Here is a 24,435-nt window from a genome sequence, read left to right as displayed (position 1 = left end):
AGTACACTCAGGCTCACGGCAGTAACGTGTGCCACCCATCAACCGACAAGGAGCAAACGGCTGTGGATACTTTGTTCACCAAGATCATCAATCGGGAAATCCCGGCAAAGATCATCTACGAAGATGATCAGGTATTGGCTTTCCACGATATCGCCCCACAGGCACCCGTGCATTTTCTGGTCATCCCGAAAAAGCCCATTCGTACCTTGAATGACCTGACCGAAGAGGACAAAGGCCTGGCAGGCCACATCCTGTTCACAGCGCAACGGCTGGCCCTTGAACTGGGCTGCGAAGAAGGCTTCCGTGTGGTCATGAACTGCAATGAGCTGGGCGGACAGACCGTTTATCACATTCACATGCATGTACTGGGTCAACGCCAGATGAACTGGCCTCCGGGCTGATCACGAATCTTCGCGTGATTTCTCCGGCTGGCTGATCCTGAAGATCGCCGGCCGGCTGATACAGGTCCAGCCGCCCTGCGCCAATTCGGGTAAACTGCCCGCATGGTTCTTCCGGAGGTGCCCATGGCTACCGAACGTCAATATTCCCCCATCGACCGTCTGTTACTGCAAGCCGACAGCGCAATGCGCACCCTGCTGCCGTCGAGCGCACACGCACGGCGTCCGTCCCCGGCGGTTGTCCAGCCCGATCACACGATGAGCGACGCCGACGCCCGCCACGTTGCAGGCCTGATGCGTATCAACCATACCGGCGAAGTCTGCGCCCAGGCGCTGTATCAGGGCCAGGCACTGACCGCGAAGCTGCCCAAGGTACGCAAGGCGATGGAGCACGCGGCCGAAGAAGAGATCGATCATCTGGTCTGGTGCGAACAGCGTATTCATCAACTTGGCAGCCACACCAGCGTGCTGAACCCGCTGTTCTACGGTCTGTCCTTCGGGATGGGCGCAGTAGCCGGGATCATCAGCGACCGGGTCAGCCTCGGATTTGTTGCCGCAACCGAAGATCAGGTCTGCAAACACCTGAGCGAACACCTGGAACAACTGCCGACCGAAGACGGCAAATCGCGGGCGATTCTGCAACAGATGCTCAGCGATGAAGAACACCATGCCGAGTCTGCACTCGAAGCGGGTGGCTTTCGCTTCCCGGCGCCGGTCAAGTTCGGTATGAGCCTGTTGGCCAAGGTCATGACCAGGTCCACTTATCGCGTGTGACAGGTCAATAAAAAGGCGCCTGCAAGAGGCGCCTTTTTTATATCCGAAATCCGGGTTAAACCGCTACGTTACGACCGTAGAAGATTTCCAGCATTTCGTGTTTGACCTTCGCGGTCACTTGTTCACGCTGTTCAGCAGACAAGTTGCTGGTCGCGTCGCCGAACAGGTAGTTATCCAGTTCGAACTGCTTGAGCAGCATCTTGGTGTGGAACAGGTTTTCCTGGTACACGTTCACGTCGGTCATCTGGTAACCGTTGCGCGTGTCTTCGGACAGGTAATTCTGGATCGAGTTGATTTCGTGATCGATGAAGTGCTTTTTGCCTTCCACGTCACGGGTGAAACCGCGCACGCGATAATCGACGGTCACGATGTCCGACTCGAACTTGTGAATCAGGTAGTTCAGCGCCTTGAGCGGTGAAATAACACCACAGGTCGACACGTCGATGTCTACCCGGAACGTGGCAATACCGTCTACCGGGTGAATTTCCGGATAGGTATGGACCGTGATGTGGCTCTTGTCCAGATGGGCCAGGATGGTTTCCGGCAGTGGACCTGGCGACTCTTCGATCTGGCTTTCGGTAGGCGTTACCGGCTGCTCGGAGATCAGAATGGTCACACTGGCACCTTGTGGATCGTAATCCTGACGCGCAATGTTCAGGATGTTGGCACCAATGATATCGACAACATCAGTCAGAATCCGCGTCAGGCGTTCTGCGTCGTACACACTGTTGATGTACTCGACGTACGCCTGCTGGTCCTGCGGGGTTTCCGCATAGCAGATGTCATAAATGTTGAAGCTCAAGGTCTTTGTCAGGTTATTGAACCCGTGGAGCTTGAGTTTGCTTTTCACCGTTAAAAACTCTCTATATGGGTGCGGCGCCAGCCGCGTGATCAAGCATGCCCGTCAGGTGAGCCCGGCTCATCTGCGTAGGACGGTTAACACCTCTTCGCGTTGGCGATTTTGGTTGTCTGTTCGGGCTGCCAGCAGAAAACCAATGCACGCTGCGCCCTGAAAAAGTGGCGCATTATGCAGACGTCCGAAGCCGTCTGCCAGAGTGTGCGCCGTTTTTATGATCGTTGGATGTCTGGGGCTCAGCCCAGTTCGACAATTTCATAATCGTGGGTGATCTTCACGCCCGCGTTTCCGAGCATGATCGATGCCGAGCAGTACTTCTCTGCGGACAGCTCGATGGCACGTTTGACCTGCACTTCCTTGAGGCCACGGCCTTTGACGACGAAGTGCAGATGAATCTTCGTGAACACTTTCGGATCTTCGTCTGCGCGCTCGGCCTCAAGAAAGGCTTCGCAGCTTTCGATTGGCTGACGCGACTTCTTGAGAATACTGACCACGTCATAGTTGCTGCAGCCGCCCAGGCCGATCAGCACCATTTCCATCGGACGCACGCCCAGATTGCGACCGCCACTTTCCGGCGGGCCGTCCATTACGACCACATGGCCACTGCCGGATTCGCCGAGGAACATGGCTTCGCCAGCCCATTGGATGCGTGCCTTCATCGCCAAGACTCCACTGTAAAAAAAGGGGTCGCCAGCTTAGCACAGGGTCAAGGGATGGCCTGAGGTGCCAGCAAAAATGCGATTTGAGACAAACGTGTAGGAATATTCGCAAATCGCGCGCTGTGAACGTCGAAAAGCTGCGGAGAACGCACGTGCAGCCGATACCTACAGGTATGCCATTTGGCCATAGTCTTTATTTTGGAAGTAACGCATGGTCGCAATAACGTCTACACCCAAAACGAGCATTCTGGAGAAGCTGCTTCCGCATGCCGAACGTCGCCGGTGCGCCGCAAAAAGCAACATCATCAACGCGGGCGATCGCTCGGCATCGTTGTTCATCATTCTCAAGGGATCGGTCACGGTGCTGATCGAAGATGACGAACGACGGGAGATGATCGTCGCTTACCTCAACAGCGGGGACTTCTTCGGCGAGCTGGGCCTGTTCGAACTGCCGGGGCAAGAGTCCATGCGCAGCGCGTGGGTACGGGCCAAAACCGAATGCGAAGTCGCCGAAATCCCCTACGACAGGTTTCGCGAAGTGGCCCGGCAAGAGCCGGACATTCTGTACGCGCTGGGCAGCCAGATGGCCGAACGTCTGCGCAACACCACACGCAAGGTAGGTGATCTGGCGTTTCTGGATGTTACCGGGCGCGTGGCTCGCACGCTGCTGGACCTGTGCAAGCAACCTGACGCCATGACTCACCCCGACGGCATGCAGATCAAGATCACCCGGCAGGAGATCGGTCGTATCGTGGGCTGTTCGCGAGAAATGGTCGGGCGCGTACTCAAGGCGCTGGAAGAACAAAGCCTGGTCAACGTCAAAGGCAAGACCATGGTGGTCTTCGGCACCCGCTGAGACCGGGTTGGATATTCAGAGTTCTGAAAGCAGATGCCGGTAGGCCTGCGCCAGACGCGTTAGAACCTCTGCACCGGGAAACGCTTCGTGCAGGGCAATGTGGCTGTCGGCTAGCACACGTTGTTCAAGTTCGCACAGTTCATTGAAGCGATTGACTGCCGCCACCATCTGCACACGCTCGTCATCCAGCAACAAGGCACCATGTGCCAGCACTACCGGACGCGTTCCACCCTGGCTCTGACGCCAGCGCTGGGCAGTTCCGACCATCTTTCGACCATCGAGATTGACGTTGAAGCGACCGTCGCAGAATGCGCCGGCCACCTCGCCCAACGACGCCTGACCACCGAGTTCGACCAGCAGATCCAGAACAGGCTGACACAGGCGCAGATAAGCGGTTTCGATCCGGTCCCGATCAGCGTCCGCTTGCGGCTGCGCGTAGACCAACGCGATATTCACTGTCGCATGAGATTGCGGTACGGGTTCACCACCGGTTTCCCGCAACAACACAGGCCACCCATTGTCGGCCAGGGTTTCACTCGCTTCGACAAAGCCCGGCAAGCGGCTCATGCGTCGCGGCATGACCAGCGCCCGATCAGTGGGTCGCCACAGCAGCAGCCCATGCTCTGCAACACCCGCACAGACTGAAGCCAACAGATCCTGCTCGGCCTGCAGGCCTTGTTCGACACAGATATCGATAATCGGGTCTTGCATGCCGGACCTCAGCGTGTGCTCGGTTCAAAACCATCAGTCAGTCGAGGAAACGCTCACCGCTGGCTTGCGCTCCGGGAAGAACAAGCGCTGCAACTCTGCACCCGGCTTTTCAGCACGCATGAAGGCTTCACCTACCAGAAACGCATAGACATCACTGATTTCCATCAGCTCGACGTCGGCCCGATTGAGAATACCGCTTTCAGTGATCACGATGCGGTCACGTGGAATACGCGGCAGCAGATCCAGCGTGGTTTCGAGGCTCACGTCGAAGGTGTGAAGATTACGATTGTTAATTCCCACCAGTTTGGTATCGAGCGTTTTCAGCGCGCGCTCCAGCTCGTCGCCGTCATGCACCTCGACCAGCACATCCAGGCCGACACTTTTGGCGACAGCGGCCAGTTCGGCCATGCGCACGTCGTCCAGCGCCGACACAATCAACAGAATGCAGTCCGCGCCCAAGGCACGCGCTTCGATCACCTGATACGGGTCGATCATGAAATCCTTGCGGATCACCGGCAGGCTGCACGCCGCACGCGCTTCTTGCAGATAGGCATCGGAGCCCTGAAAGAAATCGACATCGGTCAGCACGGAAAGACAGGTCGCGCCACCCGCCTGATAACTTCTGGCGATTTCGGCCGGCAGGAAGTTTTCCCGGATGACGCCTTTGCTCGGCGACGCCTTCTTGATCTCGGCAATGACGGCAGGCTGTTTCAGCTTGACCTGGCTAATCATTGCGCTGGCGAAACCACGCGGCGCGTCTGCCTTGGCAGCCTGCTGTTCCAGCTCGGCCAGGCTCACGATCGAACGACGGGCCGCGACTTCTTCGGCTTTTCGAGCCAGGATCTTTTCCAGTACGGTTGGCACACTCATGCTTCGTTCTCCTGCTTGAATACCGCCGTGAAGGCACCCAACTCTTCCAGTTTTTCCCGCGCGAGGCCGGTATGCAGTGCATCGTGTGCCAACGCCACGCCCTCTTTCAGGCTGGTGGCGTGATCAGCCGCATAAAGCGCGGCGCCGGCATTGAGTACGATCATTTCCGCAGCCTTCTGCCCGTTCTCGGTCTTGCGTCGTCCCAACGCGTCGCGGATCAATTCCAGCGACTGCGCAGGGCTTTCAACAGCGAGACCGTAAAGGCTCTGGCTCTTGATACCCAATTCTTCCGGATGCACCCAGTACTCAGTCACTTCGCCGTTCTTCAGCTCGGCAACGAAGGTCGGCGCGGCCAGGCTGAACTCGTCCAGCCCGTCCTGTGAATGCACCACCAGCACATGCTTGCTGCCCAGACGCAGCAGCACTTCAGCCAGCGGACGGCACAGCGCCTGATTGAACACACCGACGATCTGATGGCGAACGCCAGCCGGATTGGTCAATGGGCCAAGCATGTTGAACAATGTCCGCAGCCCCAGTTCACGGCGCGGCCCGGCCGTGTGTTTCATGGCACTGTGATGAGACTGGGCAAACATGAAACCGATACCAACGCTGTCAATGCAGCGCGCCACCTGAACAGGCGTCAGGTTCAGGTACACGCCTGCAGCCTCCAGCAAGTCGGCACTGCCGCTCTTGCCGGACACCGCGCGATTGCCATGTTTGGCCACCGTGCAGCCAGCGGCGGCAATGACAAAAGCCGACGCCGTGGACACGTTGAAAATGTTCGCGCCATCACCACCGGTGCCGACGATATCGACAACACCGTCGAGCGTCTTCAGCTCGACCTTGTCCGCCAGCTCGCGCATGACCGACACCGCGCCGACGATTTCGTCGATGGTTTCGCTTTTCATGCGCATGCCCATCAGGAACGCACCCGTCTGCGCGTCGGTGCATTGCCCGGTCATGATTTCGCGCATCACGTCGCTCATCTCGGCAGTGGTCAGGTCCAGCTGGTTGACCACGCGGTTCAGCGCGCTTTTGATATTCATCGGGGTATTCATAAAAGTCCTTAGCCCTGACGCTGGCCGCCGCTCTGTTTGAGGAAGTTGGCGAACAACTCGTGACCCTGCTCGGTCAGGATCGACTCGGGGTGAAACTGCACGCCCTCGACGTTCAATGTCTTGTGGCGCAAGCCCATGATCTCGTCGACCGAGCCGTCTTCCAGCGCAGTCCACGCCGTCACTTCCAGACACTCGGGCAGCGTATCGCGTTTGACCACCAGCGAGTGGTAGCGGGTTACCACCAACGGATGATTCAGGCCTTCAAAGACACCGCCGTCTTCGTGGATGACAGGGCTGGTCTTGCCATGCATCACCTGACGCGCGCGCACCACGTCGCCGCCGAACGCCTGACCGATGGACTGGTGCCCCAGGCAGACACCCAGAATCGGCAACTTGCCCGCGAAGTGATTGATCACGTCAAGCGAGACGCCGGCTTCATTGGGCGTGCACGGGCCAGGCGAGACCACGATGCGCTCGGGGTTCAGGGCTTCGATCTGGGCGATGGTCAGTTCGTCATTGCGAATGACTTTGACGTCTGCCCCCAGCTCACCGAGGTACTGCACGACGTTGTAGGTAAAGGAGTCGTAGTTATCGATCATCAGCAACATTTTGCTATCAACCTTTTGATTGACTGACTTGATTCAAGCCTTCCGGATTCTGCGTCACTCATGCGTCCCCTCTTCAGCCACACGGCTTGAGGTGACCAGGGCAAAAAGCAGCACACATCGAAGGCATTCAGGTACGGGTCCGGCAGGGCCGGCAAGGAAATAGTCAGGCGCGCCAACGCCAACGGGCGTGAGCCTTGATAACGCGCATCAAGAGTTTGCTGACAATCGTCACGGAGGGGTCTCATCGGTACGTTTCGGGACATTAGCGTACCGAATCAGCCGGTGCAATATGAAAGTACCGGGCAGGACCGATTGATAAGCCGTCAAAGGCTCGAAAGAGGGCCGCACCTCCTTGCGGAGGCGGGATTCAGGCGGGGGCACGATGGCCTAGGATGAGGAGCCGAAAGGAACATCAATGTGCAATCTCGCGCACATAGGCTTGGCAGGCCTTCAAGGCGATCAATCCTTGATCGCCGTAATCGGTGATGGCGACAATTCGTCCAGCAGCCGCTGGGTCAAGTTCGCCTCGCGGGCTTCCATGAACCATGCCGCTGGCGTCGGCGGCGGCTGGCATTGCATCGCCAATGGAAGGGCTGGCGAGGAGGACTGACAACCGCAGATCAGCAGTAGCCAGACGGTCGCGCAAACGGGCTTGAGAGGTCTGTGCATCGCTCAACTCCTTGTGAATGGTTGTGTCGCTGTCGTGCAGACGAACCTCCAGCGCCCGCCTTCGGGACTGTTCGGCGTTCTGCCAATCGATCACCGCCAGTGCCGCCTGCTCGCGCTCGCGCTGCCAGGTCAGCTGTTGCGCGGACAGTTGCAGGCCATAGCGGGTCGCCTGCCACGTCCAGGCAACCCACATGCCCAACCCCGAACCCAGCACGAACGCCAGGATCAGGAAGCGCACCTCCAGCGCTTTCATGGCAGCACCTCCAGCGCCCGCTGATAGAGCAATTGTCGATCCGCCAGGCCATTGGTGCCACCGTTGATGCGCCGGGTGATCATCAGAAAGTCGCCCTTGTCAGCGAGCACATTGAGGTTGGCCCGATCCCAGAACCACGCGGCCGACATGGCGGCGTGGTCTGGCTGTTCGAGCAGTTGCGGCTGGCCAAGCAAGTCCAGCCCGAGCGCCTCCCCGCACGCCTCATAATTCGCCCGCCCCGTCACCTGAATCAGCCCACGGCCCCGATACAGCTGGCCGTCGCCGTCTGCCTCTGACGTGTTGCCCAGACGCAACGCCAACTGCCCGGTGTCGTACTTCGCCAGGTAGCTGTCGCTGCCCAGCTCGCGCACATAACGAAGCTGCCCGGACTCATGCCCGACCTGGGCGATGAACCCGGCGATACGCAGGCGGGTGTTAATGGAGTAACGGGTCATGGCGATGTTGAGCGCAGGAACGAAAACGCCGGCTTGAGGGCCGGCGTTGGGGAGGATTTGTAATAGTTGTTGCTGGTTGATAGGCATTGGTCCTCCTATAGGGATTGCAGAACTAAACCCGCACCCTGAGTCGATGAAACCCTCCCGTTTGAAGGCCAAGTGAATGGCGTCTAACAACACGATTTCATGTCAGCGTTACTCAGCCGACGTTTCGTTTACGCCTGAATCTTCTGAAAGCGAAGAAATGAAAGGTTGTGCAGGCGGCTCTGGCCATTTGACCGAGAGCGGGAATCCAGCTTGCGACTCCATCTGCGCGAGACGCACCCTGTAGGTTCTCCAGGCATCAAGCTCCGCCTTCAGTTGCGGGACACTATCAATTTGCGAGGTATTTGCATTCTCCAGATCTACTGCGTCCTGGACGATTTCTAGAGAAGTTTGTAACGCATTTATTTTCGCTGTTGCTAAAGACGACTCAGCGTTGCGCTGAAGCATAAAAGACGATAGCACTTCTGTCTCTGCTGGCTCCGCAATATCGCCAAACTCTCCAGCATAGGCTCTTTCATAAATTTCACGCCCGTGAACTGCACTGTCGTCTGGAGAAGACGAAAATGGAATCTCTCCTAACGTATCCTCCGTTTCTACGAATATTGCATCCAGCGTAATCATGGTGCGCTTGGCGTTCCAGGATGGATTACGCGCACTTTTCAAAGTAACCATATCAAGAAACCCTCAAGCAAATAGTGACAGAGTTAGTTGCGTCCAGATTTCGGTCCTGAACATATCCCATGAGACGCCATGTACCGCTCGGCGTACCCGCAGCATGTGAGGAGGCGGCGGAAAACAGGCACGAGGCACCGGCTATAAGTTCTCCCGGATTGAAAGGAACATTTGACGCACCGCCGCCTATCAGGAGGAGCGCATACGTGCCTACTGCGCCCGCTCCTTGCGCGCCGACAAACGACATAAGATTTTTTTCATGCATAATCCAACCGAAGTCGGTCGCATCTACAGTAATTCGAGGGTTATAACCGTCATAACCGATTTTTATCTCGTTGGCGAGCTGCCCGACACCGGTGCCTTGTTGTACCGGATTAAAGTTCAGTCGAGGCTGCAGGTAATAAACCGCACCATCCGATGCTCTACGCATGTAAGGCAGGTTTGTGTTATTACCGGCAAAGCCGATATTGGTTATGGAATCCGCCAACGGTCGCTGAGAGTCACGGAGATCACTTTCAGCCTTTGTGTAAGCATCAGCGATACGGTAGGCAGCAAGCGTTGTGCCCCAGTTGGCCTTGTTGTCTGGATTAAAGTTCTTGGCATACCAGAGATTGCCCATGTCAGTTTCATCAACGGTCACTTTAAGACCACTGTCCGACCAGCCTATCTTCACAACATTATTGAACTGCCCAGCGCCTGTGCCTTGTTGAACAGGCGTGTATCCCAACTTGGTTTGAAGCCAGCAGGTGGCAGAGTCAGAAGACCGTCGCATGTAAGGCTGCCCCAGATCTCCGCCTGCCAGCCCCACATAGGAGATGGCGTCGGCTAGCGCCCTGCTGCCCAATCGCGAATCGACTTCGCCTTTGGCATACACTTCTGCTTTGGTGTAAGCATCGCTGATTCTATAGGCCGCAAGCGTAGTACCCCAGTCGGCTTTGTCAGTGGGTTTAAAGTTGTTGGCATACCAAAGATTGCCAAGATCCGTAGCATCGACCATCGCTTTGAGGCCGTTATTCGACCAGCCGATCTTCACCTTGTTGTCTAGCTGACCGGTACCTCCTCCTTGTTGTACCGGAGTGAATCCCAGGCTCGGTTGCAGGGCAACCAGAGCACCATCTGACTCACGGCGCATATAAGGCGCATCAGGCTTATTGTTGGCCAGACCCACATAGGTAATGGAATCTCGCAGCGGCCGCTGAAGATCGCGCAGGTCGGCCTCGGCCTTGGTGTACGCATCCGAAATACCATTACCGCTAAGTGTTGTCGGATTACTCCCCTCTTCCACCTGCCCATATTTATTGACTTTGACCCGAGCGTAATCACCCGCAGCCACACCACTGCGTCCCAGCAGACGCTCGAACGCAAGGTCAGTTGTACCCAGCACCGGCACTGTCGTATTAACCAGCTGCCATACGGTGCCCGCGTTTTTCGTGCCGGCCTGCACCGGCACCAGATGACCCGGCGTGCACTCGGTGCTTTCGTTCGCATCCTGCGCACGTGTCCAGGCACCTGCCGCCGCCAGATAAATCCAGTTTTGCGACGGAGTATCCTGATTCTTGACCAGCACCCGGTCGCCCGCGGCCAAGGCAACATCATCGATGGTCTGCAAGCCGCTCAGCCCGATGGACACTGTCGTTGCGCAGCGCACGGACTTTTTGTAATCCGATGCCGCCAAGCCAAGGATGGCCCTGTGCAACTGGGTGACATCCTCCTCATTGGGCACCAGACCGGCACCCAGGATCACATTCAAAATCTCCTGCGTCACCGAGTTCCCCCATGCCGCCGGAATCAGCGAACCCGGCGTGCCGGTAGTCGGGTTTTCATCTACAAATTTGCCGCTGACCAAGCCTACGCTTGGCACACTCTTGGGATAATCCACATTGTATTCCTCAGTTGAAATTAACGAATTCGACGCTGTGCGCCGGTGCCGCTCGACGGATCAAACACTCAATGGCGAGGCCGGGGTTGACCCCGAAACGCTCGCCCCAGTAGCTGGCCCCGAAGCGTCGTCCCAGCCGCTGACGTCCGCCGGTGTTCAGGGTCCACATGAATTGCGCACTCCAGGTGCCAAAGTGCGCCTGACCAAAACGCGAACGCCCCATACGGGGCGTTCGGTGTTCGGTCACGGTGGCATCGGGGTAGCCCTGGCTGACGGCAATGTCGATGTAGAACCCTGCGTTCTGCCCTCCCACGGCTACCAGCCGCTGGCGTACTGACAGCCGGCGGTCGGCGAACAGGGGTTTGAGCCCGAGGCACGGGTCGGGCAGGTTCATGACCCGCTCCCAGTCCGGCACCAGTTCGCTGACGGTGGCGGGGTCCATCTCGTTGAGCAGGTCGAACGCGCGGCCATCGATGCGTGCGAACTCGCGGGACAGGCCGGTAATGACCTGTTGCAGTTCCGGCACCCGCTCCGGGTCCCAGGCGGGGCCGGGAGGCAGCAGCGCTTGCAACTGCCCGGCGTAGTGCTCGGCGGTTCTTATGACGACCATTGGATGCCCCCGAATGTGAGCAACTGATTGGCGGCCGCGGTGACGTTGGCGACTGGCGAAACCAGTACATGATCGGTTTCGCCTGCCGCGCGGCTGATGGCCTCGGCGATGTGCGTCAGCAGCAGGGTTTCACCCAGCCCACCCTCGCGGTTGTGCAGGTCCAGCAGTTGCGCCTCGACCGCAGCGCGCACCGCAGAGGTATCGGGTGTAAGCCTGATCGTGTAGACCACCGGCTTTTGCACCGGCGCCAACACATACACATCGGCGGTAACCGGGCGCAGCGGCTCGATATAGGCCGCCATGTCGGCCAGTTGCCCGGCATCGGGAATCGGATCGGCGTCATCGTCACGCATGAAGAACACCGCGACAGTGCCCGGCCCCAGGTAACGACGCACGCACCAGGCGCGGGTCACCCCCGGCAATTCCAACGCCCAGGTCACGTAATCATCCTGATTGCCGCCATGGGGGATGACGCGATAGGAGCGCACCACACGCGCCCGCAATGACTCAATGCTTTCCTGCGCGATGCCACCGACCAGACCGTCCCCGGTCACGATGAACGTACTGTCGATGCCTTCGACGGGCTGCACGGCGGTCATCACCAGACCGGCATCGGCGTTACCGAGAATGCCTGCGTCCACCGCTTCGACGGTGGTCGTGTTGTTGCCCGCAACCGTGGTGACACCTTTTGTGACACGGTAGAAGCGTCCGTCACTGAATTGCAGCACGGTGTCCACATCCAGCACCGCACCGGCCGCGGCGGTAAATCGCACCGAGCCACTCGCGGCCTGTGCAACCTTGCGCGGCTGGCGCAAGCGCAGGATGGCTTGCCGTTCGAGGGTGTCCTCGTCGGCGGTGTCCGGCAGAATCTGGTCGGCGATCCAGTCCTGATAGCCGTACAGCCCGTAGGCAGCACCACTGTGTGCGCGCGACAGTACCCGAGCATCGGACTGGCGCAGCGCTTCGTCGGCGAGGTCGACCTGGGTTCGGTTGATCAGCGCCGGTAACGTAGGCGTTTCAAACGGCATAAATCACCTGCCACTGTTCAGAGGGGTTGAAGCGCACGATCTGGCCGTCCGAAACGACCAGCTCGACGCCCAGGTTCAGGCGATTGCTCTGAACCTGTTCGGTAAGGATGTTGATGTGCTTGACCTGACCATCGTCGACCAGCCAGCCGAGCGCTTCGCGAGCGTAGAACTCGGCGTCGCGCTGGGTCTGCGCGGTCAGCCTGACCCGGCGCAGCAGCCACAGCTTGGAGCCGATGCGGTCATTGGCCTGCGCCGGATAAGTGTCGCCCCACCAGCCAAAGCGTTCGGCATCGTCGAACGGATCGTCCGTTTCGGCGCGACGCCAGGTGAACAGGCTGATGACCACCGAACGCAGTAAGGAAGCCTGCAAAGAGCCTTCAATGATCATCCGGCACCTCCAACGGGCGGTCCGCTCTGGCCGTTACCGCCCTGCACGTTGCCATGCAGATGGCTGATCTGGCTGATGCCGCCGGCAAGCTGGTCGCCCTGGGAGACGATCTTTCCGGTCTGGGTGATCTGCGGCGTGTCGAAATTCACGGCCACTGACGCCTTGATGTTCAGGGTGCCGGTTTCGATGTCGATGACCTTGCCGCGCTTGAGGTGGACCTTGTCGCCCTCGTCGGTGTAGATCGCCACCTCGCCCGATTCCAGTCCTTTGAGGCGATAGCGACGGTCGGCCACTACCAGCAACAGACCGTGCGAACGATCGCCACCAATGAAGGCGGCAATGCCCTCGGCGCCGGCCAGCGGGTTGCTGGTGAAACCGTAGGGTTCGAAGTGCTCCATGTCGTCCTTGACCTCCCCGGCGGTGAGGCGCATTTGCAGCGCCTGCATTTTGCTGCTGGCCCTGGCGAGCACCACCGTGCCGCGCACCAGCATGCGATTGAGTAAGCTCATGCGGTTGTTTCCTCGTCGATGGGCAGCAGCCAGGAGTAAGCGTCCTGATTGACCTGCACTTTGCTGCGCTTGTTGGGATCGCCAGGCTCGGACTGGAAACCTTCAGGCGGACCGACCACCAGCGTGGTGGTCGTGCCTTGATCACTCAGCGAGTAGGTCACGGCTGAAATCAGCATGTTCCTGCCGGTAAAGCCGATCACCGGGTCCACCACCTGCACCATGGTGTTGTGTCGCCAGAGCGCACCGTTGGACTGCCGCCAGCCCTGCACCTTGTAAGTAGTGAGCAGCGCTTTGCCCGCCCGCTGACCGCGCTCCCAATTGGCGCGGCTCAGCGCGAGTTTGGGTGTGATCGGGGCATCCTCATGAACGATCAGTACGCGAAGACGCTTTTCATGCGCGGGATCGTCATGCCGGGTATCGGTGACTTCGGCTGAGACTTCGGAAGCGTCCTTGCCGAATGTCGTGTCATTACCGGCCTGCTGACCAATGACCCGGTACTCGGAAAAAAGCCCGGAAAAATCCCGCGCGATGCTGGCGCTCAACACGTTCTTGCCGAGTTCGAGCGCGTCTGCGCTCTGCCCTCGACTGCCCGGCCTGGCCAGCACGACGTTGCCGTACTCGTCATCAGTGGAAAAAATCCGGAACAGGGTCAACAGCCGGTCGATGGATTTGAATACGGTTTCGGCAGGCTCGATGGTGTGATCAGCCATTTTCGAGGTTTCCGGTATTTCGCTGATCACCGCTAATTTATAAGGCGCCGCCAGCGCCTCAACGATCTTCAGTACCCCGACGCCTTTCCACTGGCTCGGCTTGTTGATGGCCGAGCAGTCAATCAGGTCGGCGGTTTTCGAGCGGCCGGAAATCTTCAGTGTGACCTGCTTGCCGTCATAGCTGATCGGCGCGGCAAACACCCAGCCGGTCAAAATCAATTCGCCGCCGATACGCACTTCGCAGGCTGCGCCGGGCGTGATCGGATGCGACACTTCAGTGCCCGGCCACTGCCAGGTAATGCTCACGTCAAAGCTGCGTGCCTGCCGCTCGATTCCGGCAGAGATTTCCACCGTCTTCCAACCGGCATAGTCGTGCTTGTCCACCGTCAGGGTGACAACATTAGGGTCGATCATGGGTCACTCCTGAGCAATCTTCAGCGTGCCGGGTGGCACGAAACCGGGATGGGCAAGCCGGTTGCGCTGGACGATTTCCAGCGCCCGGCTGGCGTCGCCGAATCGGCGATAAGCCAGCACCAGCGCCGGCAGCGGTTCGGACACCTTCATGTCCACCAGACGCACACCCGATGCCGCCACCGCGTTGAGGTGCCTGATCAGTGCCTGACGCACTGTATTCAGTGCCAGGTAATGTTCAGGGTCGGCTTTCAGCGACGCCTCCCAGATGGCCGAACTCAGCGTGTCCCGCAGTTCGATCACATCATCGGCAACCGGCACGTCCACGCGTTGCAGCGCTTGCGTGACCTGTTGATCCAGCGAAGGCACCACCGTGAGCGGCGTGACGGTTGTGGCAACCGGCATGCTCGCGACGATTCTCGCCACCTTGACCAACAGCGCATCCTGAACCAGGTTGGCAGTGGCCTGAGCTGTCACCCCGGTATCCTGCCCGCTGCTCTGATTGACCAGATTGATACTGGACACCGCCTCCGCCTGTTGCGTGGCCTCGGAAATCACCGACCGGTAATCAACCGTTTCAACAGAGGACACCCCGCCGTTGCTGCCGGACCGGGCTGCCGTGCTAATGGAAGCGCCGGAACCGGATGCCGAGCCGGTGGACGCACCGCTGCCACTGTTGCCGCTCGCAGAACCACCCGTTGAACTACCGCCGCCCGAACTGGCGGAGCCCGTTCCTGTGCTGGCCCCGCCGCTACTGCTGGTCCCGTTTGCTCTTCTGGAACGACGACTGTCGCCGTCGAAACTGGCGAAGAACGTGGTAAACAGCGTGCTGACGGTCAGCGGCGCGTTGACCAGCGAATGCACCAGTGCGGCGACATCCGAATAGACCGTCATGAATGGCGCAAACTGCCGCTGGATAGTGGCGAATACGCCAGACAACGCACTGCGCAGCGCCTGAATGTTGATGCGTACGGCATCCACAGTCGCCATCACCAGGCGGTAACGCCTGAGCGCCGAGTCCAGCAGACTCTCGGATGCCCCCAACAACAGCCGCCGGGTGTTGAGCGTGGACACCGGAAACTTGAGCGGGTTGGCCGGGTAGAACTTCAGCTCCAGCCGCACAATCCCGCCTTCCGCCAGGTTGTGCGTGATGCTGCATTCCCCAACCTGAACCTGCATGCGGCCCAGCCACGGATGCACCAGTTCGCCAGCGCCTTCTTCTTCCAGCGCCTGCAGCAACTTGTCCCGTTGTTCGAAACAGTCGCGACCGACAATGAAAGCCGTCAGCGTGTGAACCTGCGACTGCTTGCCCAGCGACTCGAAGTACGGCTCGTCACGTTGTGGAAATTCATGCAACTGCCCCTTGCGGCCCACCGGAACAACGGCTTTTTCAATGAAAAAACCGATGCCCCGGAAAGACGCGGGCAGCAGGCTGTCACGCCATGTACTCATGATCCGGCTCCTGCGCCGAGGGTTCGATAACCGACGTTTGGCGATATCGTCAAACCCGGCTGGTTGGTTTGTACGGGGCCCGGACGCATACCCGCAGGCGCGTTTTCAAAGCGAATGTTGAGCTCGCCTTCAAGCCGCGGGCCCGCCCCCGCAGCACCCTGTTGCAGCAACAGGCTGCCAGGAGCAGGCAGGTTCGGCGCGCCAAGCAACTGACTGGTCGGCGGCACACCGGTCGCCAGGTTGAGCTGTTGCTGTTTCGAACGGCTGGCCTCAACCGCATCCGCCGCCAGAAACGCCCCCGTCCCGCCGCCAGGTCCGGCGTTGCGCTCTCGTTGCTCTTCAGCGAACTGATTGACCTTCTCGGTCGCCCGTTGCAACAGCGACTTATTGGTGTCACCGCCAAACCAGCTCATGATCGGTTCGATGAACGGCTTGATGTCGGCCCACAAATCCGCGAACCAGGTTTTGATCGGCGCCCAGTTCTCGATCACCATGCCCAGCGGCGAAAAACTGAACAGCGTTGCCAGCACATCGGTAAACGGCTGCGCCTCGGTCTTGACGGTTTCCCACAACCCGGTGAAGTACTCGGACAACGGCTGCCAGTTGGCCACGATCATGCCCAGCGGCGACCAATTGAAAAGAGTTCCGAGCGCCTCAGTGACAGGCAGGGCTACGCTCTTGATGGTTTCCCACAACCCGGTGAAGTACTCGGACAACGGCTGCCAGTTGGCCACGATCATGCCCAGCGGCGACCACGCGAACAGCGTCTGCAGGAAATCGAAAAACGGCGTGGCCAGCGCTTTGATCACGTCCCACAGCGCCGCAAAGAACTCGGACAGCGGCTGCCAGTTGGCTGCGATCATGCCAATGGGCGTCCAGGCGAATACCGCCTTGAGTACGTCCCACAGCGCCATGACCGGTCCGCGAATCGCCTCCCAGACCGCCTGGAAATAAGGCGCGACAGTCGACCAATTGGCGATCAGAAAACCTGCCGCCAGCGCCAGGCCGCGCACAATAAGGCCGAGCGGGGACATGCCCATCACCAGGCTCAACACCCGGGCCGCGCCTGTCGCAGCCATTACCGCGACTTGCAATACGCCGAAAGCAATCGCAGCGCCGACGACGCCCTTAATAACGCCCGGGTGTTCGGCCGCCAGTGCGGCGACCTGAGAAATCATCGGCCCGATCACGGCCATTGCTTCGTTCATCGCCGGCAGAAACATGCTGCCGATATTGATGCCCAGACGATCGACACGGTTGGTCATCTCTTTGATGGCCGTGGCCGTGGTCTGGGAGTTGTCCGCGAACTCCTTCTCGATAGAACCGCTGTTCTGCACGCCCTCCCCGACCTTGGCCAGGTTGGACCTGAGCACATCCAGGTTGGCCAGCAGCGGAGTGATCGCACCCAGCGATTCGGCGCCGAACAGTTGCGTGATGACGTCCGACTGCTTGCCCGGGTCAACACTGGAGACCGCCGTCAGGACCTTTTCAATGGTCCCGGACGGGTCGCTTTGCATGCCTTGGGTCAGTTGATTGACGTCGAGCTGCAACGCCTCGAACGCGCCGGTTTTCGCCGCGCCGCCTTCGGTCAACGACTGCATGAATCGCTTCATGCCGCTGGCGGCCACATCGGCCGGCACATCGACGCTGGCCAGGGTGGCCCCCATTGCCGCCAGCTGCCCGGACGCCAGCCCCGCCACCGGCCCGAGCGGGCCCATGGCAGTGACCATGGTGGCGATTTTCTTTTCCAGATTGTTGCCGCCGAGCACGTTGATCTTCTCGGACAGCGCCGCGACTTGCGGCTGGGTCATCTGAAACGAAGATCGCCACGAGGCCATCATGTCGCCCGACTCGGCCGCCGTCTGATCGAATGCGACACCCATTTTCACAGCATCGCTGGCAAACCCGGTCAGTTCTTCACGCGGTACATTGGCCTTGGCACCGGCGGCAACAATTGCCGCGATGCCATTGGCGCTTTCCGGCAGCCGTTCACTGAGGTCCAGAATGTCGGACCCCATCTGCCGAAATTGCTGCGGTGTTTCAAAGGTGACTGACCGTTTCACGCCGGCCATGCTGGTCTCGAAACCGATCGCTGCCTTTACCCCGGCAATCAAGGGCTCTGTAAAAGCATTGCCCTTGATCACACCAGCTACGTCGATGTCTCCCAGACGAGAGCTTTCAAGCCTGGTCCGGAAGCCATCAACATTGTTGCGGATAGTTGCCAGCGTTGGAGACAGCTGGTCGACGCCGGTAATCAGCGTTCTGATAGTGTCTGCCATCACTCCCCCTGCAGGATCTGGTTGATGCGTTGCGCCTGCAAGATCGACTCGGTGATGATGTCCAGCTCCCTGGACATCATCAGTTCGGGATCGGTCTTCCAGAAGTACGCGAGGTCGTAAACGACGGCGATCAGGCCTTCAAGGTCGCTGATGCCGCTGCCATGAAAAAACTCGCGACCTTCCAGCTCAACGTGTTGATGTCGCACAGATCCATCTGATTGACCGACGATGGCGGGATGCCGGCGCAGACGGCGATGTACTTCGCCGCCACGTCCAGATCCAGCGACACGTCTTCGTTCTTGTCGATCTTGTACGGCAGGGCCTTGATGGCCCGCGCTTCCTGCGCCGTAGGACGTCGGAACGTCACCTGCGAAAGGGTTTCCCCATGCGCCTCGATAGGGCTGGCCAGGTCGATGACTTCACTCATTGCCAGCTCCCCTGACTGCCTTCGAATTTGAGATCGATGGCGCCGTCATCCGCTTTGCTGCTCGGTTCTTCGACCAGATAGGCGCCGGACAGCACGTAGGTCTTGCCGTTGTTGAATTCGCAGGTGATGGTCATGTCCACACCGGTGGTGAGCAGCTTGAGCGGCAGATCTGCGGTATGCAGCGCCTGGAATTTCAACCACGCGGTCTTGTCGACTTCCTTGTAGTAGCCCGGCAATACGGTTTCGCGCTTGACGTTCATCAGAGGGGCTTCGCCGCCGCCAATGATGGTCAATTGGGTGCCATCCACTTTGATGTAGCAGGTACCCGCAACTTTCTGACCCATGTTGTTTATCTCCAGAATGAAAAAAACCCGCACGCGGCGGGCTTGAAAAGGTTGGTTAGGCTTATGCCGCTTCGTCGTACTGCAAGCGGAACTGGTTGAGCAGCGCGAACACGCGCAGGCCATTGATGTAATCAGGCGGGAACATCACGTTCACGCGGCTCGGATCATTGCCGTCACGCTCGACGATCAGGTGCTGGGCGAACGTTTCGGCGTTCTCCACATGACCTTCTTCTTCAAGGCGGGCGTACTGCGCAATCAACTCGCCACGAATGGTGCTCGGCGTGATGATCGGCTGGCCGGCACCGAAGCGCGTACCATCGTTGGCCAGCTTGTGGCGGCCGTACTTGCTGGTGATGATGCCTTGCAGACGACGGATGATGAACGCCGACTGGTGCATGGTTTCGCTGTCCAGGTACGAGTTGTCAGCCTGGCCGTAAGCGTTCTTCTGATAGGTGGTGATCGAACGCTGAATGCGCACATAACCGCCTTCGTAATACGCCGTGGCAATGCCGTAACGCAGCAGCGATTCACGCTCGGTCAGGGTGAAACGCTGACTGGCTGGCGCCGGGTCCAGGCCGGGCATGGTGCCGCTCTGGGTCGGACGGCTGGCGTCGGCAGAAATGAACACCGCCGTGCGCGCAGCCAGTGCTGCGGCTTGCAGCCAGACCGGTTGCGGAACACCGTTTTCCACACCCTGAAGAGTGATGTGCTGATCGTTACGCAGTTGACCTGCCGCCACCAGCGTACCGACCGTACCGCGCTTGGCGCTGTAGACGTGACCGTACAACTGACGGGCCCAGCTCCAGCGACCGGTGCTGTCGTCCATTGCCGCTTTCCAGGCATCCAGCGTAGCGGTGTCGGTCCAGGGCATGCAGATGAACTCGAACGGTTCGTCGCCCAGCGCAGCCAGTGCCTTGAGCTGATCAGGCGTACCCACGCCGCCGGTCATGGCTGTCACTGCCGCCGTCAGGCCCGCAGGAATGACTTCGCCATTGGTCTTGCCCTGGCGATTGAATTCCAGCTGGATGTCATTGCCGCTTGCCCCGCTCCATTTGCAGGACAGGGTCAGCACACCCGCTTCGACAGCCGCGGTGATCGGCAGGTCAGGCGTGGCATTGATCTTTACCGACAGTGCCGTGGCCGCCTGGGCAGCGGTTGCGCCGTTAACGACCGTGGCCTGCACGCGCATGCCGCCGACATACAGATTCAGCAGACCGGCTTCGGTCGCAGCACCGGTGACGGTCACTTTCGCGCTGGCCTTGGCGCCTTCGGTATTGAGCAGCGGCAGGCACCAGACTTCGCCGGTGGGGTCAGCCTTGCGCCAGGTTTCATACATGGCGGCCAGCATGGAGCCCTGACCGCCGATGTTTTTCGCCAGTGCCACGCTGGGCACCAGCACCAGGGAGCCGAGTTCAGGTCCGGACACATCGTCGTTGACCTGGGCAACGATCAGACGACGCATGCTCGCCGAAGCGCTGTTGGCGGCCGAGTTGTCCATTTCCGCATAAAAAAGCGGCACGCGGACATCGGATGGAATGTTGTTAAAGCTGATAGCCATTGTTGGGCTTCCTCTTGGTTAGGCTGTGAAGGCCTGATAGGTGGTAGGGGATTGCTCGGTTTGAACGGTGATATCGCCGTCGTTCTGACGACGCTGCCACCAGGCATTGAAGGTGACCTGCCGGCCTTCGACGGGCAGCAAATCGCCCGCCTCCGGATCCGGCACAGCGCGGCCTTCGGCCGGTACTACGGTGATGCGTTGGGTCATGGTGTTACCTCTGCTGTGAACGTCGCTTCGATACGGCCATCAGGGCCGGGGGATTTCAGATTCGGGTCTGCGGGATCGACACAATCCATCTCGAGTGTGGCGCCAGTGAAACCGGGCAAACCGTCCAGATACGCTTCGTGCCAGGTTTCGGCGGGCTGATCCGAGGTATTGCGGCCCAACTGGAACTGCGCGGCAAAGCCGAAGCGATACGTCACGCGCGCACCGCTGATCTGCACCAGCGCACCGCCGGTGTATTGCATCGCGTCGTAGTCGAGGTCGGCGTTCCAGCCCACCAGTGCGCGCCACAGTTCGGCGCGAACGGCATGCAGTTGATCGCTGGCCTGCTGCCCGCGCTTGTCGTCGCCTTCAAGCACCACCACGATGTCGATCTGGTCGGTGATGTGCTGGCGAATGACGTTCTGCAGATCATTGGCCGTGGCCAGATCACCGTTGGCGATGACATAGGCCGAGGGGTGCGCAAGCTGATCGCCAAGGGCAACCGCCGCCCAGTCGATGCCGGCGCTGATCCGACCGGCAAAGGTCGGGCAGGTCGCCTGCAAATGGGCAACTATCGGGGTTATCTTCATGAGGGTTTCCGCGTGTAATGGGGTTGATCTGGCGTGGTGAGCGCGTCTACTGGCTCACCTTTTCCAGGGCTTCATCCGCCCTGTTCGCTGCGCGACTGGCAGCATGTGCCGCCTGACTGGCCATCGACGCAGCGCTCTCGACCTTGTCTGCTGCCTGAGTCGTGGTTTCGGCCAGCCTGTCCAGGCGGCGATCCCGCTTGCCCAGTGCGGCGTCATAGGCGTCGCGCACCTCGGCCAGTTGCCGGGTATGCTCGGCGTTGGCCGACCATTGCCCGGCCTGAAAACCAAGCATCAGGCACCCGGCAATCAACAACACGGCGATCAACCAGATCTCCAGCCGCCGCCACCAGTGGCGAGCAATAAAATCAATTGCGCATCTGTGCATCATTGGCACCTCCGAGTTTGGAGCGGAGCCGGGCAATTTCGGCACTCTGCGTGGTGACCTTATCGGTGAGCTGCACGATGTGGCTGGTGAGCGCTTCAATCTTGCCCTCCATCCGGCCAACCGCCGCAGCCAGTTCATTGCGCTCCCTGGCAAACTGGTCAGAACGCGCTTCAGCCTCCTTGCGCGCCTGTCGCTCGGAGTCGAGCAGTTCATTGAGACGCCGGACCGTGCCGATGTCAGCGTTGTCCATCGCCCGGTCGGTGGCGTCCCGTGAAAGAAACTTGCGCAGCCACAAAAAGCCGCCAAGCAGAATCGTGCCCGTGCCGCCCAGCCAGGTAGCTGTGCCTGGGCCTAGGTCGGTTGGGTCCATCATTACTCCGGGAATAAAAAAGGCCGCACAGAGGCGGCCAGAAAAATGTGCTTGATTAGTTGCTGAAAAACCCCGCCGAAGCGGGGTTTGAGGTGAGTCGCGATTGACCGGTTGGCGCTGCCTGAAATCCTGTTTTCGGCTGCAGCCCTGAGGCGCAAATCGCATATCGTGGGACCTTTTTACCCCCCTCCGGAAAGCCTGGGAAGGGGCAGTTTCGGGGTGGGTCGAGTTTGACCGGAGTTCAACACGAGTTCGACCACAGCTGTGCAATCGCCCCGGATAAACGGTATCGGAGACCGTTTTCATATGCACTTATCCAGCCTTGCAAGCATCATCCTTGTGGCTTCTGGAAGCGCTGCGCTCAGACAGGATCGCCAGCACTTGCTGATGAAGCTTGTTGATCCAGTTGCGATAAGTGCGGTCTGCGCCTTCGTTGATACCGACCAGGCGCATCTGTTCGCGCACGGGCAAGGCTTCGACGTAACGCAGGGTCGCCAGCTGAGCCAGCTCAGGCCCACGCCCTTTGGCAGGGCTGCGTGCCATCTGCGCAATCGCGGCTTCGACTTCGCTGCTTATATAGTCCATGCCGCTGCCATTACCGATCAGTGCTCGCGAACCGGGTGTGCGACGCGGAATGTAGGCGCCCCACTCCATGATCCCGGCCATCGGGCTGCTCAACCCGCCACCCAGTCCCACACGCATGCGTTGCTCGCCCCAGTGCTGCATGACGACTTCTACTTTCTCGATCATTGTCTGTGTCCTGTGCCAATCTGCTGAAATGCCTCGCGAGCGATAAACCCGGCAAGGCTGGAGCAACAGACAATACAATCTGTATTTTTTAGAGACAACCGGCTTTTACAATATGTATATTGCCGATCACCCTACAGCCTGTATGATTCGACGCATGAACAGAAAATGGTATGAAGTCGCAAGACAGGTCATGGAAACCCAGGAAATCAGCCAGGAAGAAATGGCTGAGCGCATGGGCGTCACACCCGGCGCGGTGGGGCATTGGCTGAACGGCAAGCGCGAGCCGAAGATCGAGGTGATCAATCGATTTTTGACCGAGCTGGGCCTGCCGATCCTCGCGACGTCGATTCCCTGGCACGAATCCACGCTGGATAACGTGGCGCCTGCAGTGCAGCCCTCGCGTTTCTATCGCTATCCGGTCATCAGCTGGGTCGAAGCCGGAGGCTGGAACGAGGCCGTCGAGCCTTACCCTGCCGGGTATTCCGACACCTTCGAGATCAGCGACTATAAAGCCAAGGGCCGCGCCTTCTGGCTGGAGGTGCGTGGTGACTCTATGACTGCGCCTGCCGGGCAGAGCATTCCCGAAGGCATGTTGATCCTGGTCGACACGGGGCTGGAGCCCACGCCCGGCAAGCTGGTCATCGCCAAGCTTCCCGAGAGCAACGAAGCTACGTTCAAGAAGCTCGTTGAAGACGCAGGACGCTACTTTCTCAAGCCGTTGAACCCCGCCTATCCGACATTGCCGGTGACCGAAGACTGCAAGCTGATCGGCGTCATCAGGCAAATGACGATGCGCCTCTGACGCCCGAGCGGTCTGTTCAAGCCCCGTTAATCGGGGCTTTTTTATGAGCCATGTTCAGACGTTACCCCACGTCGCTGTGGGAAAAATTTGTAGCTTGCGTGAGAAACACCCCTCAATTACTGTATGCACATACAGTAAAAAGGAGTTAACGCATGCTCAATCAGTCCCCCGGCAACTCGCAACACGACGCTTACCTGGCTCTGGCGCAACGTATTCAGGACGCTATCGCCAGTGACAAGGCCCAGATCGAACATCAAGTGCTGCTGATCAGAGAGCCTGGCGAGTCAGTGGCCCATTGGGAGCACATCGTCGATCAGATCAGCGAGGCCGAGGGCATCAGCGTGAGCCGTAACCCTGAGAACGGCACAGCACACGTGTGCTGGTACATCGACTCCCTGTAAGCGGGTCAATACAAATCGTATTTAAAATACAAACTGTATTGTCAAGAGACGCTACATATCGTATTGTTTGTCTGCACCCCATTTCGGGAGTACCGACATGCAAACCACAGGGAGTCATGGAATGAACGAAATACTGGATCAACTTCGCAAAGAATTCGCCACGCCGTGCCCTTCGCTGAGCGCCGTCAGGGAGCGTTATTTTTCGCACCTGTCGAATGACCGAAATCTGCTGCGCAAGATCAATGCCGGCCGCATTGATTTGAAGGTCAACCGCACAGGCGGTACCCGGCAGGGTCATCCGTTTGTCTACCTGCACGACCTGGCCAACTACCTGAGCGGTATTGTGACCAGCAAGGCCGCGTGAGTTCAAAAAAGCACCGCTGCTCGGTTTTTGGTTTCAGCGATCTTTGCAGCCATGAGAAATCTTGCTACGTTCCCGCTACAAAACAAAAAC

At 59.2% G+C, this 24,435-nt stretch carries 31 protein-coding genes; 6 read left to right on the top strand and 25 right to left on the bottom strand.

Translation table 11 applies throughout. The annotated features are described in order from the left end of the window. Nucleotides 1–62: 62 nt before the first annotated feature. Together I9H07_RS02440 and coq7 are read left to right on the top strand one after the other, a co-directional pair. Nucleotides 63–401: a histidine triad nucleotide-binding protein gene (locus tag I9H07_RS02440; protein WP_003316306.1), complete on the top strand. Its 339-nt coding sequence runs from the start codon at nucleotides 63–65 to the stop codon at nucleotides 399–401. A 123-nt stretch (nucleotides 402–524) separates the two neighbouring features. After that, nucleotides 525–1,172, top strand: a complete 648-nt coding sequence (gene coq7 / locus I9H07_RS02435) for a 2-polyprenyl-3-methyl-6-methoxy-1,4-benzoquinone monooxygenase (RefSeq protein ID WP_024674775.1) — start codon at nucleotides 525–527, stop codon at nucleotides 1,170–1,172. 55 nt (nucleotides 1,173–1,227) lie between these two features. On the opposite strand, the gene speD is transcribed toward coq7, so the two are convergent. Next, complete coding sequence (gene speD, locus I9H07_RS02430) at nucleotides 1,228–2,022, bottom strand: adenosylmethionine decarboxylase (protein WP_002551946.1); 795 nt, start codon at nucleotides 2,020–2,022, stop codon at nucleotides 1,228–1,230. Nucleotides 2,023–2,264: 242 nt separating this feature from the next. After that, complete coding sequence (locus I9H07_RS02425; RefSeq protein ID WP_236425103.1) at nucleotides 2,265–2,687, bottom strand: OsmC family protein; 423 nt, start codon at nucleotides 2,685–2,687, stop codon at nucleotides 2,265–2,267. Between the two features lie 211 nt (nucleotides 2,688–2,898). Between I9H07_RS02425 and crp the strand changes: the two genes are divergently transcribed. Continuing rightward, nucleotides 2,899–3,543: a cAMP-activated global transcriptional regulator CRP gene (gene crp, locus I9H07_RS02420; protein ID WP_236425102.1), complete on the top strand. Its 645-nt coding sequence runs from the start codon at nucleotides 2,899–2,901 to the stop codon at nucleotides 3,541–3,543. Between the two features lie 15 nt (nucleotides 3,544–3,558). Here the strand turns inward: crp and I9H07_RS02415 are convergent, their stop codons facing one another. The 23 genes from I9H07_RS02415 to I9H07_RS02305 all read right to left on the bottom strand — a co-directional run bounded on the left by I9H07_RS02415 (nucleotide 3,559) and on the right by I9H07_RS02305 (nucleotide 22,778). Beyond that, nucleotides 3,559–4,254 (bottom strand): lipoate--protein ligase family protein, encoded by a 696-nt coding sequence (locus I9H07_RS02415; protein WP_236425101.1) that lies wholly within the window; start codon nucleotides 4,252–4,254, stop codon nucleotides 3,559–3,561. A 33-nt stretch (nucleotides 4,255–4,287) separates the two neighbouring features. After that, entirely contained in the window at nucleotides 4,288–5,124 is an 837-nt protein-coding gene (gene trpC, locus I9H07_RS02410) for an indole-3-glycerol phosphate synthase TrpC (protein ID WP_236425100.1), read from the bottom strand. Then, the gene (gene trpD / locus I9H07_RS02405; protein WP_236425099.1) at nucleotides 5,121–6,170 is read right to left on the bottom strand and encodes an anthranilate phosphoribosyltransferase; all 1,050 of its coding nucleotides are present in this window, start codon (nucleotides 6,168–6,170) and stop codon (nucleotides 5,121–5,123) included. The genes trpC and trpD overlap by 4 nt, the downstream gene beginning before the upstream one ends. 20 nt (nucleotides 6,171–6,190) lie before the next feature. Further along, nucleotides 6,191–6,790, bottom strand: coding sequence for an aminodeoxychorismate/anthranilate synthase component II (locus tag I9H07_RS02400; protein WP_236425098.1), 600 nt, complete (start codon nucleotides 6,788–6,790; stop codon nucleotides 6,191–6,193). Between the two features lie 412 nt (nucleotides 6,791–7,202). Beyond that, a complete protein-coding gene (locus I9H07_RS02395; protein ID WP_236425097.1) occupies nucleotides 7,203–7,712 on the bottom strand; it encodes a lysis system i-spanin subunit Rz in 510 nt (169 codons plus the stop codon). Beyond that, on the bottom strand, nucleotides 7,709–8,254 hold the full coding sequence (locus tag I9H07_RS02390) for a glycoside hydrolase family 19 protein (RefSeq protein WP_236425096.1): 546 nt from the start codon (nucleotides 8,252–8,254) through the stop codon (nucleotides 7,709–7,711). The genes I9H07_RS02395 and I9H07_RS02390 overlap by 4 nt, the downstream gene beginning before the upstream one ends. A 108-nt stretch (nucleotides 8,255–8,362) precedes the next feature. Continuing rightward, the gene (locus I9H07_RS02385) at nucleotides 8,363–8,884 is read right to left on the bottom strand and encodes a phage tail assembly chaperone (protein WP_236425095.1); all 522 of its coding nucleotides are present in this window, start codon (nucleotides 8,882–8,884) and stop codon (nucleotides 8,363–8,365) included. A 1-nt stretch (nucleotide 8,885) separates the two neighbouring features. Then, nucleotides 8,886–10,763, bottom strand: coding sequence for a phage tail protein (locus I9H07_RS02380; RefSeq protein ID WP_236425094.1), 1,878 nt, complete (start codon nucleotides 10,761–10,763; stop codon nucleotides 8,886–8,888). A 10-nt stretch (nucleotides 10,764–10,773) separates the two neighbouring features. Further along, nucleotides 10,774–11,373, bottom strand: a complete 600-nt coding sequence (locus I9H07_RS02375) for a YmfQ family protein (protein ID WP_024674764.1) — start codon at nucleotides 11,371–11,373, stop codon at nucleotides 10,774–10,776. Further along, nucleotides 11,361–12,401, bottom strand: a complete 1,041-nt coding sequence (locus I9H07_RS02370) for a baseplate J/gp47 family protein (protein WP_024674763.1) — start codon at nucleotides 12,399–12,401, stop codon at nucleotides 11,361–11,363. Before I9H07_RS02370 ends, I9H07_RS02375 begins: the two co-directional genes overlap by 13 nt. Continuing rightward, nucleotides 12,391–12,789, bottom strand: a complete 399-nt coding sequence (locus I9H07_RS02365; protein WP_024674762.1) for a phage GP46 family protein — start codon at nucleotides 12,787–12,789, stop codon at nucleotides 12,391–12,393. Before I9H07_RS02365 ends, I9H07_RS02370 begins: the two co-directional genes overlap by 11 nt. After that, nucleotides 12,786–13,298: a phage baseplate assembly protein V gene (locus I9H07_RS02360; RefSeq protein WP_024674761.1), complete on the bottom strand. Its 513-nt coding sequence runs from the start codon at nucleotides 13,296–13,298 to the stop codon at nucleotides 12,786–12,788. The genes I9H07_RS02365 and I9H07_RS02360 overlap by 4 nt, the downstream gene beginning before the upstream one ends. After that, nucleotides 13,295–14,422 carry a phage baseplate assembly protein gene (locus I9H07_RS02355; protein WP_024674760.1) on the bottom strand — a complete coding sequence of 376 codons (1,128 nt, stop codon included), beginning with the start codon at nucleotides 14,420–14,422 and terminating at the stop codon, nucleotides 13,295–13,297. The genes I9H07_RS02360 and I9H07_RS02355 overlap by 4 nt, the downstream gene beginning before the upstream one ends. Before the next feature lie 3 nt (nucleotides 14,423–14,425). Beyond that, the gene (locus I9H07_RS02350) at nucleotides 14,426–15,871 is read right to left on the bottom strand and encodes a DNA circularization protein (RefSeq protein ID WP_024674759.1); all 1,446 of its coding nucleotides are present in this window, start codon (nucleotides 15,869–15,871) and stop codon (nucleotides 14,426–14,428) included. Next, entirely contained in the window at nucleotides 15,868–18,150 is a 2,283-nt protein-coding gene (locus tag I9H07_RS02345) for a phage tail tape measure protein (RefSeq protein WP_024674758.1), read from the bottom strand. The genes I9H07_RS02350 and I9H07_RS02345 overlap by 4 nt, the downstream gene beginning before the upstream one ends. A 130-nt stretch (nucleotides 18,151–18,280) precedes the next feature. Next, nucleotides 18,281–18,577 (bottom strand): phage tail assembly protein, encoded by a 297-nt coding sequence (locus I9H07_RS02340; protein WP_024645957.1) that lies wholly within the window; start codon nucleotides 18,575–18,577, stop codon nucleotides 18,281–18,283. Then, entirely contained in the window at nucleotides 18,574–18,921 is a 348-nt protein-coding gene (locus I9H07_RS02335) for a phage tail tube protein (protein ID WP_024674757.1), read from the bottom strand. Before I9H07_RS02335 ends, I9H07_RS02340 begins: the two co-directional genes overlap by 4 nt. Nucleotides 18,922–18,982: 61 nt before the next feature. Continuing rightward, nucleotides 18,983–20,479 (bottom strand): phage tail sheath subtilisin-like domain-containing protein, encoded by a 1,497-nt coding sequence (locus I9H07_RS02330; RefSeq protein WP_024674756.1) that lies wholly within the window; start codon nucleotides 20,477–20,479, stop codon nucleotides 18,983–18,985. Nucleotides 20,480–20,497: 18 nt separating this feature from the next. Next, complete coding sequence (locus tag I9H07_RS02325; RefSeq protein ID WP_024674755.1) at nucleotides 20,498–20,686, bottom strand: DUF2635 domain-containing protein; 189 nt, start codon at nucleotides 20,684–20,686, stop codon at nucleotides 20,498–20,500. Beyond that, nucleotides 20,683–21,273: a phage tail terminator protein gene (locus I9H07_RS02320; RefSeq protein WP_024674754.1), complete on the bottom strand. Its 591-nt coding sequence runs from the start codon at nucleotides 21,271–21,273 to the stop codon at nucleotides 20,683–20,685. The genes I9H07_RS02325 and I9H07_RS02320 overlap by 4 nt, the downstream gene beginning before the upstream one ends. A gap of 46 nt (nucleotides 21,274–21,319) precedes the next feature. Next, nucleotides 21,320–21,658: a hypothetical protein gene (locus I9H07_RS02315; protein ID WP_024674753.1), complete on the bottom strand. Its 339-nt coding sequence runs from the start codon at nucleotides 21,656–21,658 to the stop codon at nucleotides 21,320–21,322. Further along, complete coding sequence (locus I9H07_RS02310; RefSeq protein ID WP_005739807.1) at nucleotides 21,639–22,028, bottom strand: hypothetical protein; 390 nt, start codon at nucleotides 22,026–22,028, stop codon at nucleotides 21,639–21,641. The genes I9H07_RS02315 and I9H07_RS02310 overlap by 20 nt, the downstream gene beginning before the upstream one ends. A 312-nt stretch (nucleotides 22,029–22,340) precedes the next feature. Next, nucleotides 22,341–22,778, bottom strand: coding sequence for a hypothetical protein (locus tag I9H07_RS02305; RefSeq protein WP_236425093.1), 438 nt, complete (start codon nucleotides 22,776–22,778; stop codon nucleotides 22,341–22,343). 190 nt (nucleotides 22,779–22,968) lie between these two features. Here I9H07_RS02305 and I9H07_RS02300 point away from each other — a divergent pair, with 190 nt between their 5' ends. From I9H07_RS02300 to I9H07_RS02290, 3 genes are all read left to right on the top strand, one after another. Then, entirely contained in the window at nucleotides 22,969–23,580 is a 612-nt protein-coding gene (locus tag I9H07_RS02300) for a LexA family protein (protein ID WP_236425107.1), read from the top strand. Between the two features lie 152 nt (nucleotides 23,581–23,732). Beyond that, nucleotides 23,733–23,981 (top strand): DUF1654 domain-containing protein, encoded by a 249-nt coding sequence (locus I9H07_RS02295; RefSeq protein ID WP_236425092.1) that lies wholly within the window; start codon nucleotides 23,733–23,735, stop codon nucleotides 23,979–23,981. Between the two features lie 121 nt (nucleotides 23,982–24,102). After that, a complete protein-coding gene (locus tag I9H07_RS02290) occupies nucleotides 24,103–24,345 on the top strand; it encodes a pyocin activator PrtN family protein (RefSeq protein ID WP_024674749.1) in 243 nt (80 codons plus the stop codon). The last annotated feature ends 90 nt before the right edge of the window (nucleotides 24,346–24,435 follow it).

Origin of the sequence: Pseudomonas syringae (genome assembly GCF_023278085.1) — a bacterium.
GTDB lineage: Bacteria > Pseudomonadota > Gammaproteobacteria > Pseudomonadales > Pseudomonadaceae > Aquipseudomonas > Aquipseudomonas syringae_Q.
This window is presented reverse-complemented; position numbering and strand designations above follow the sequence as displayed.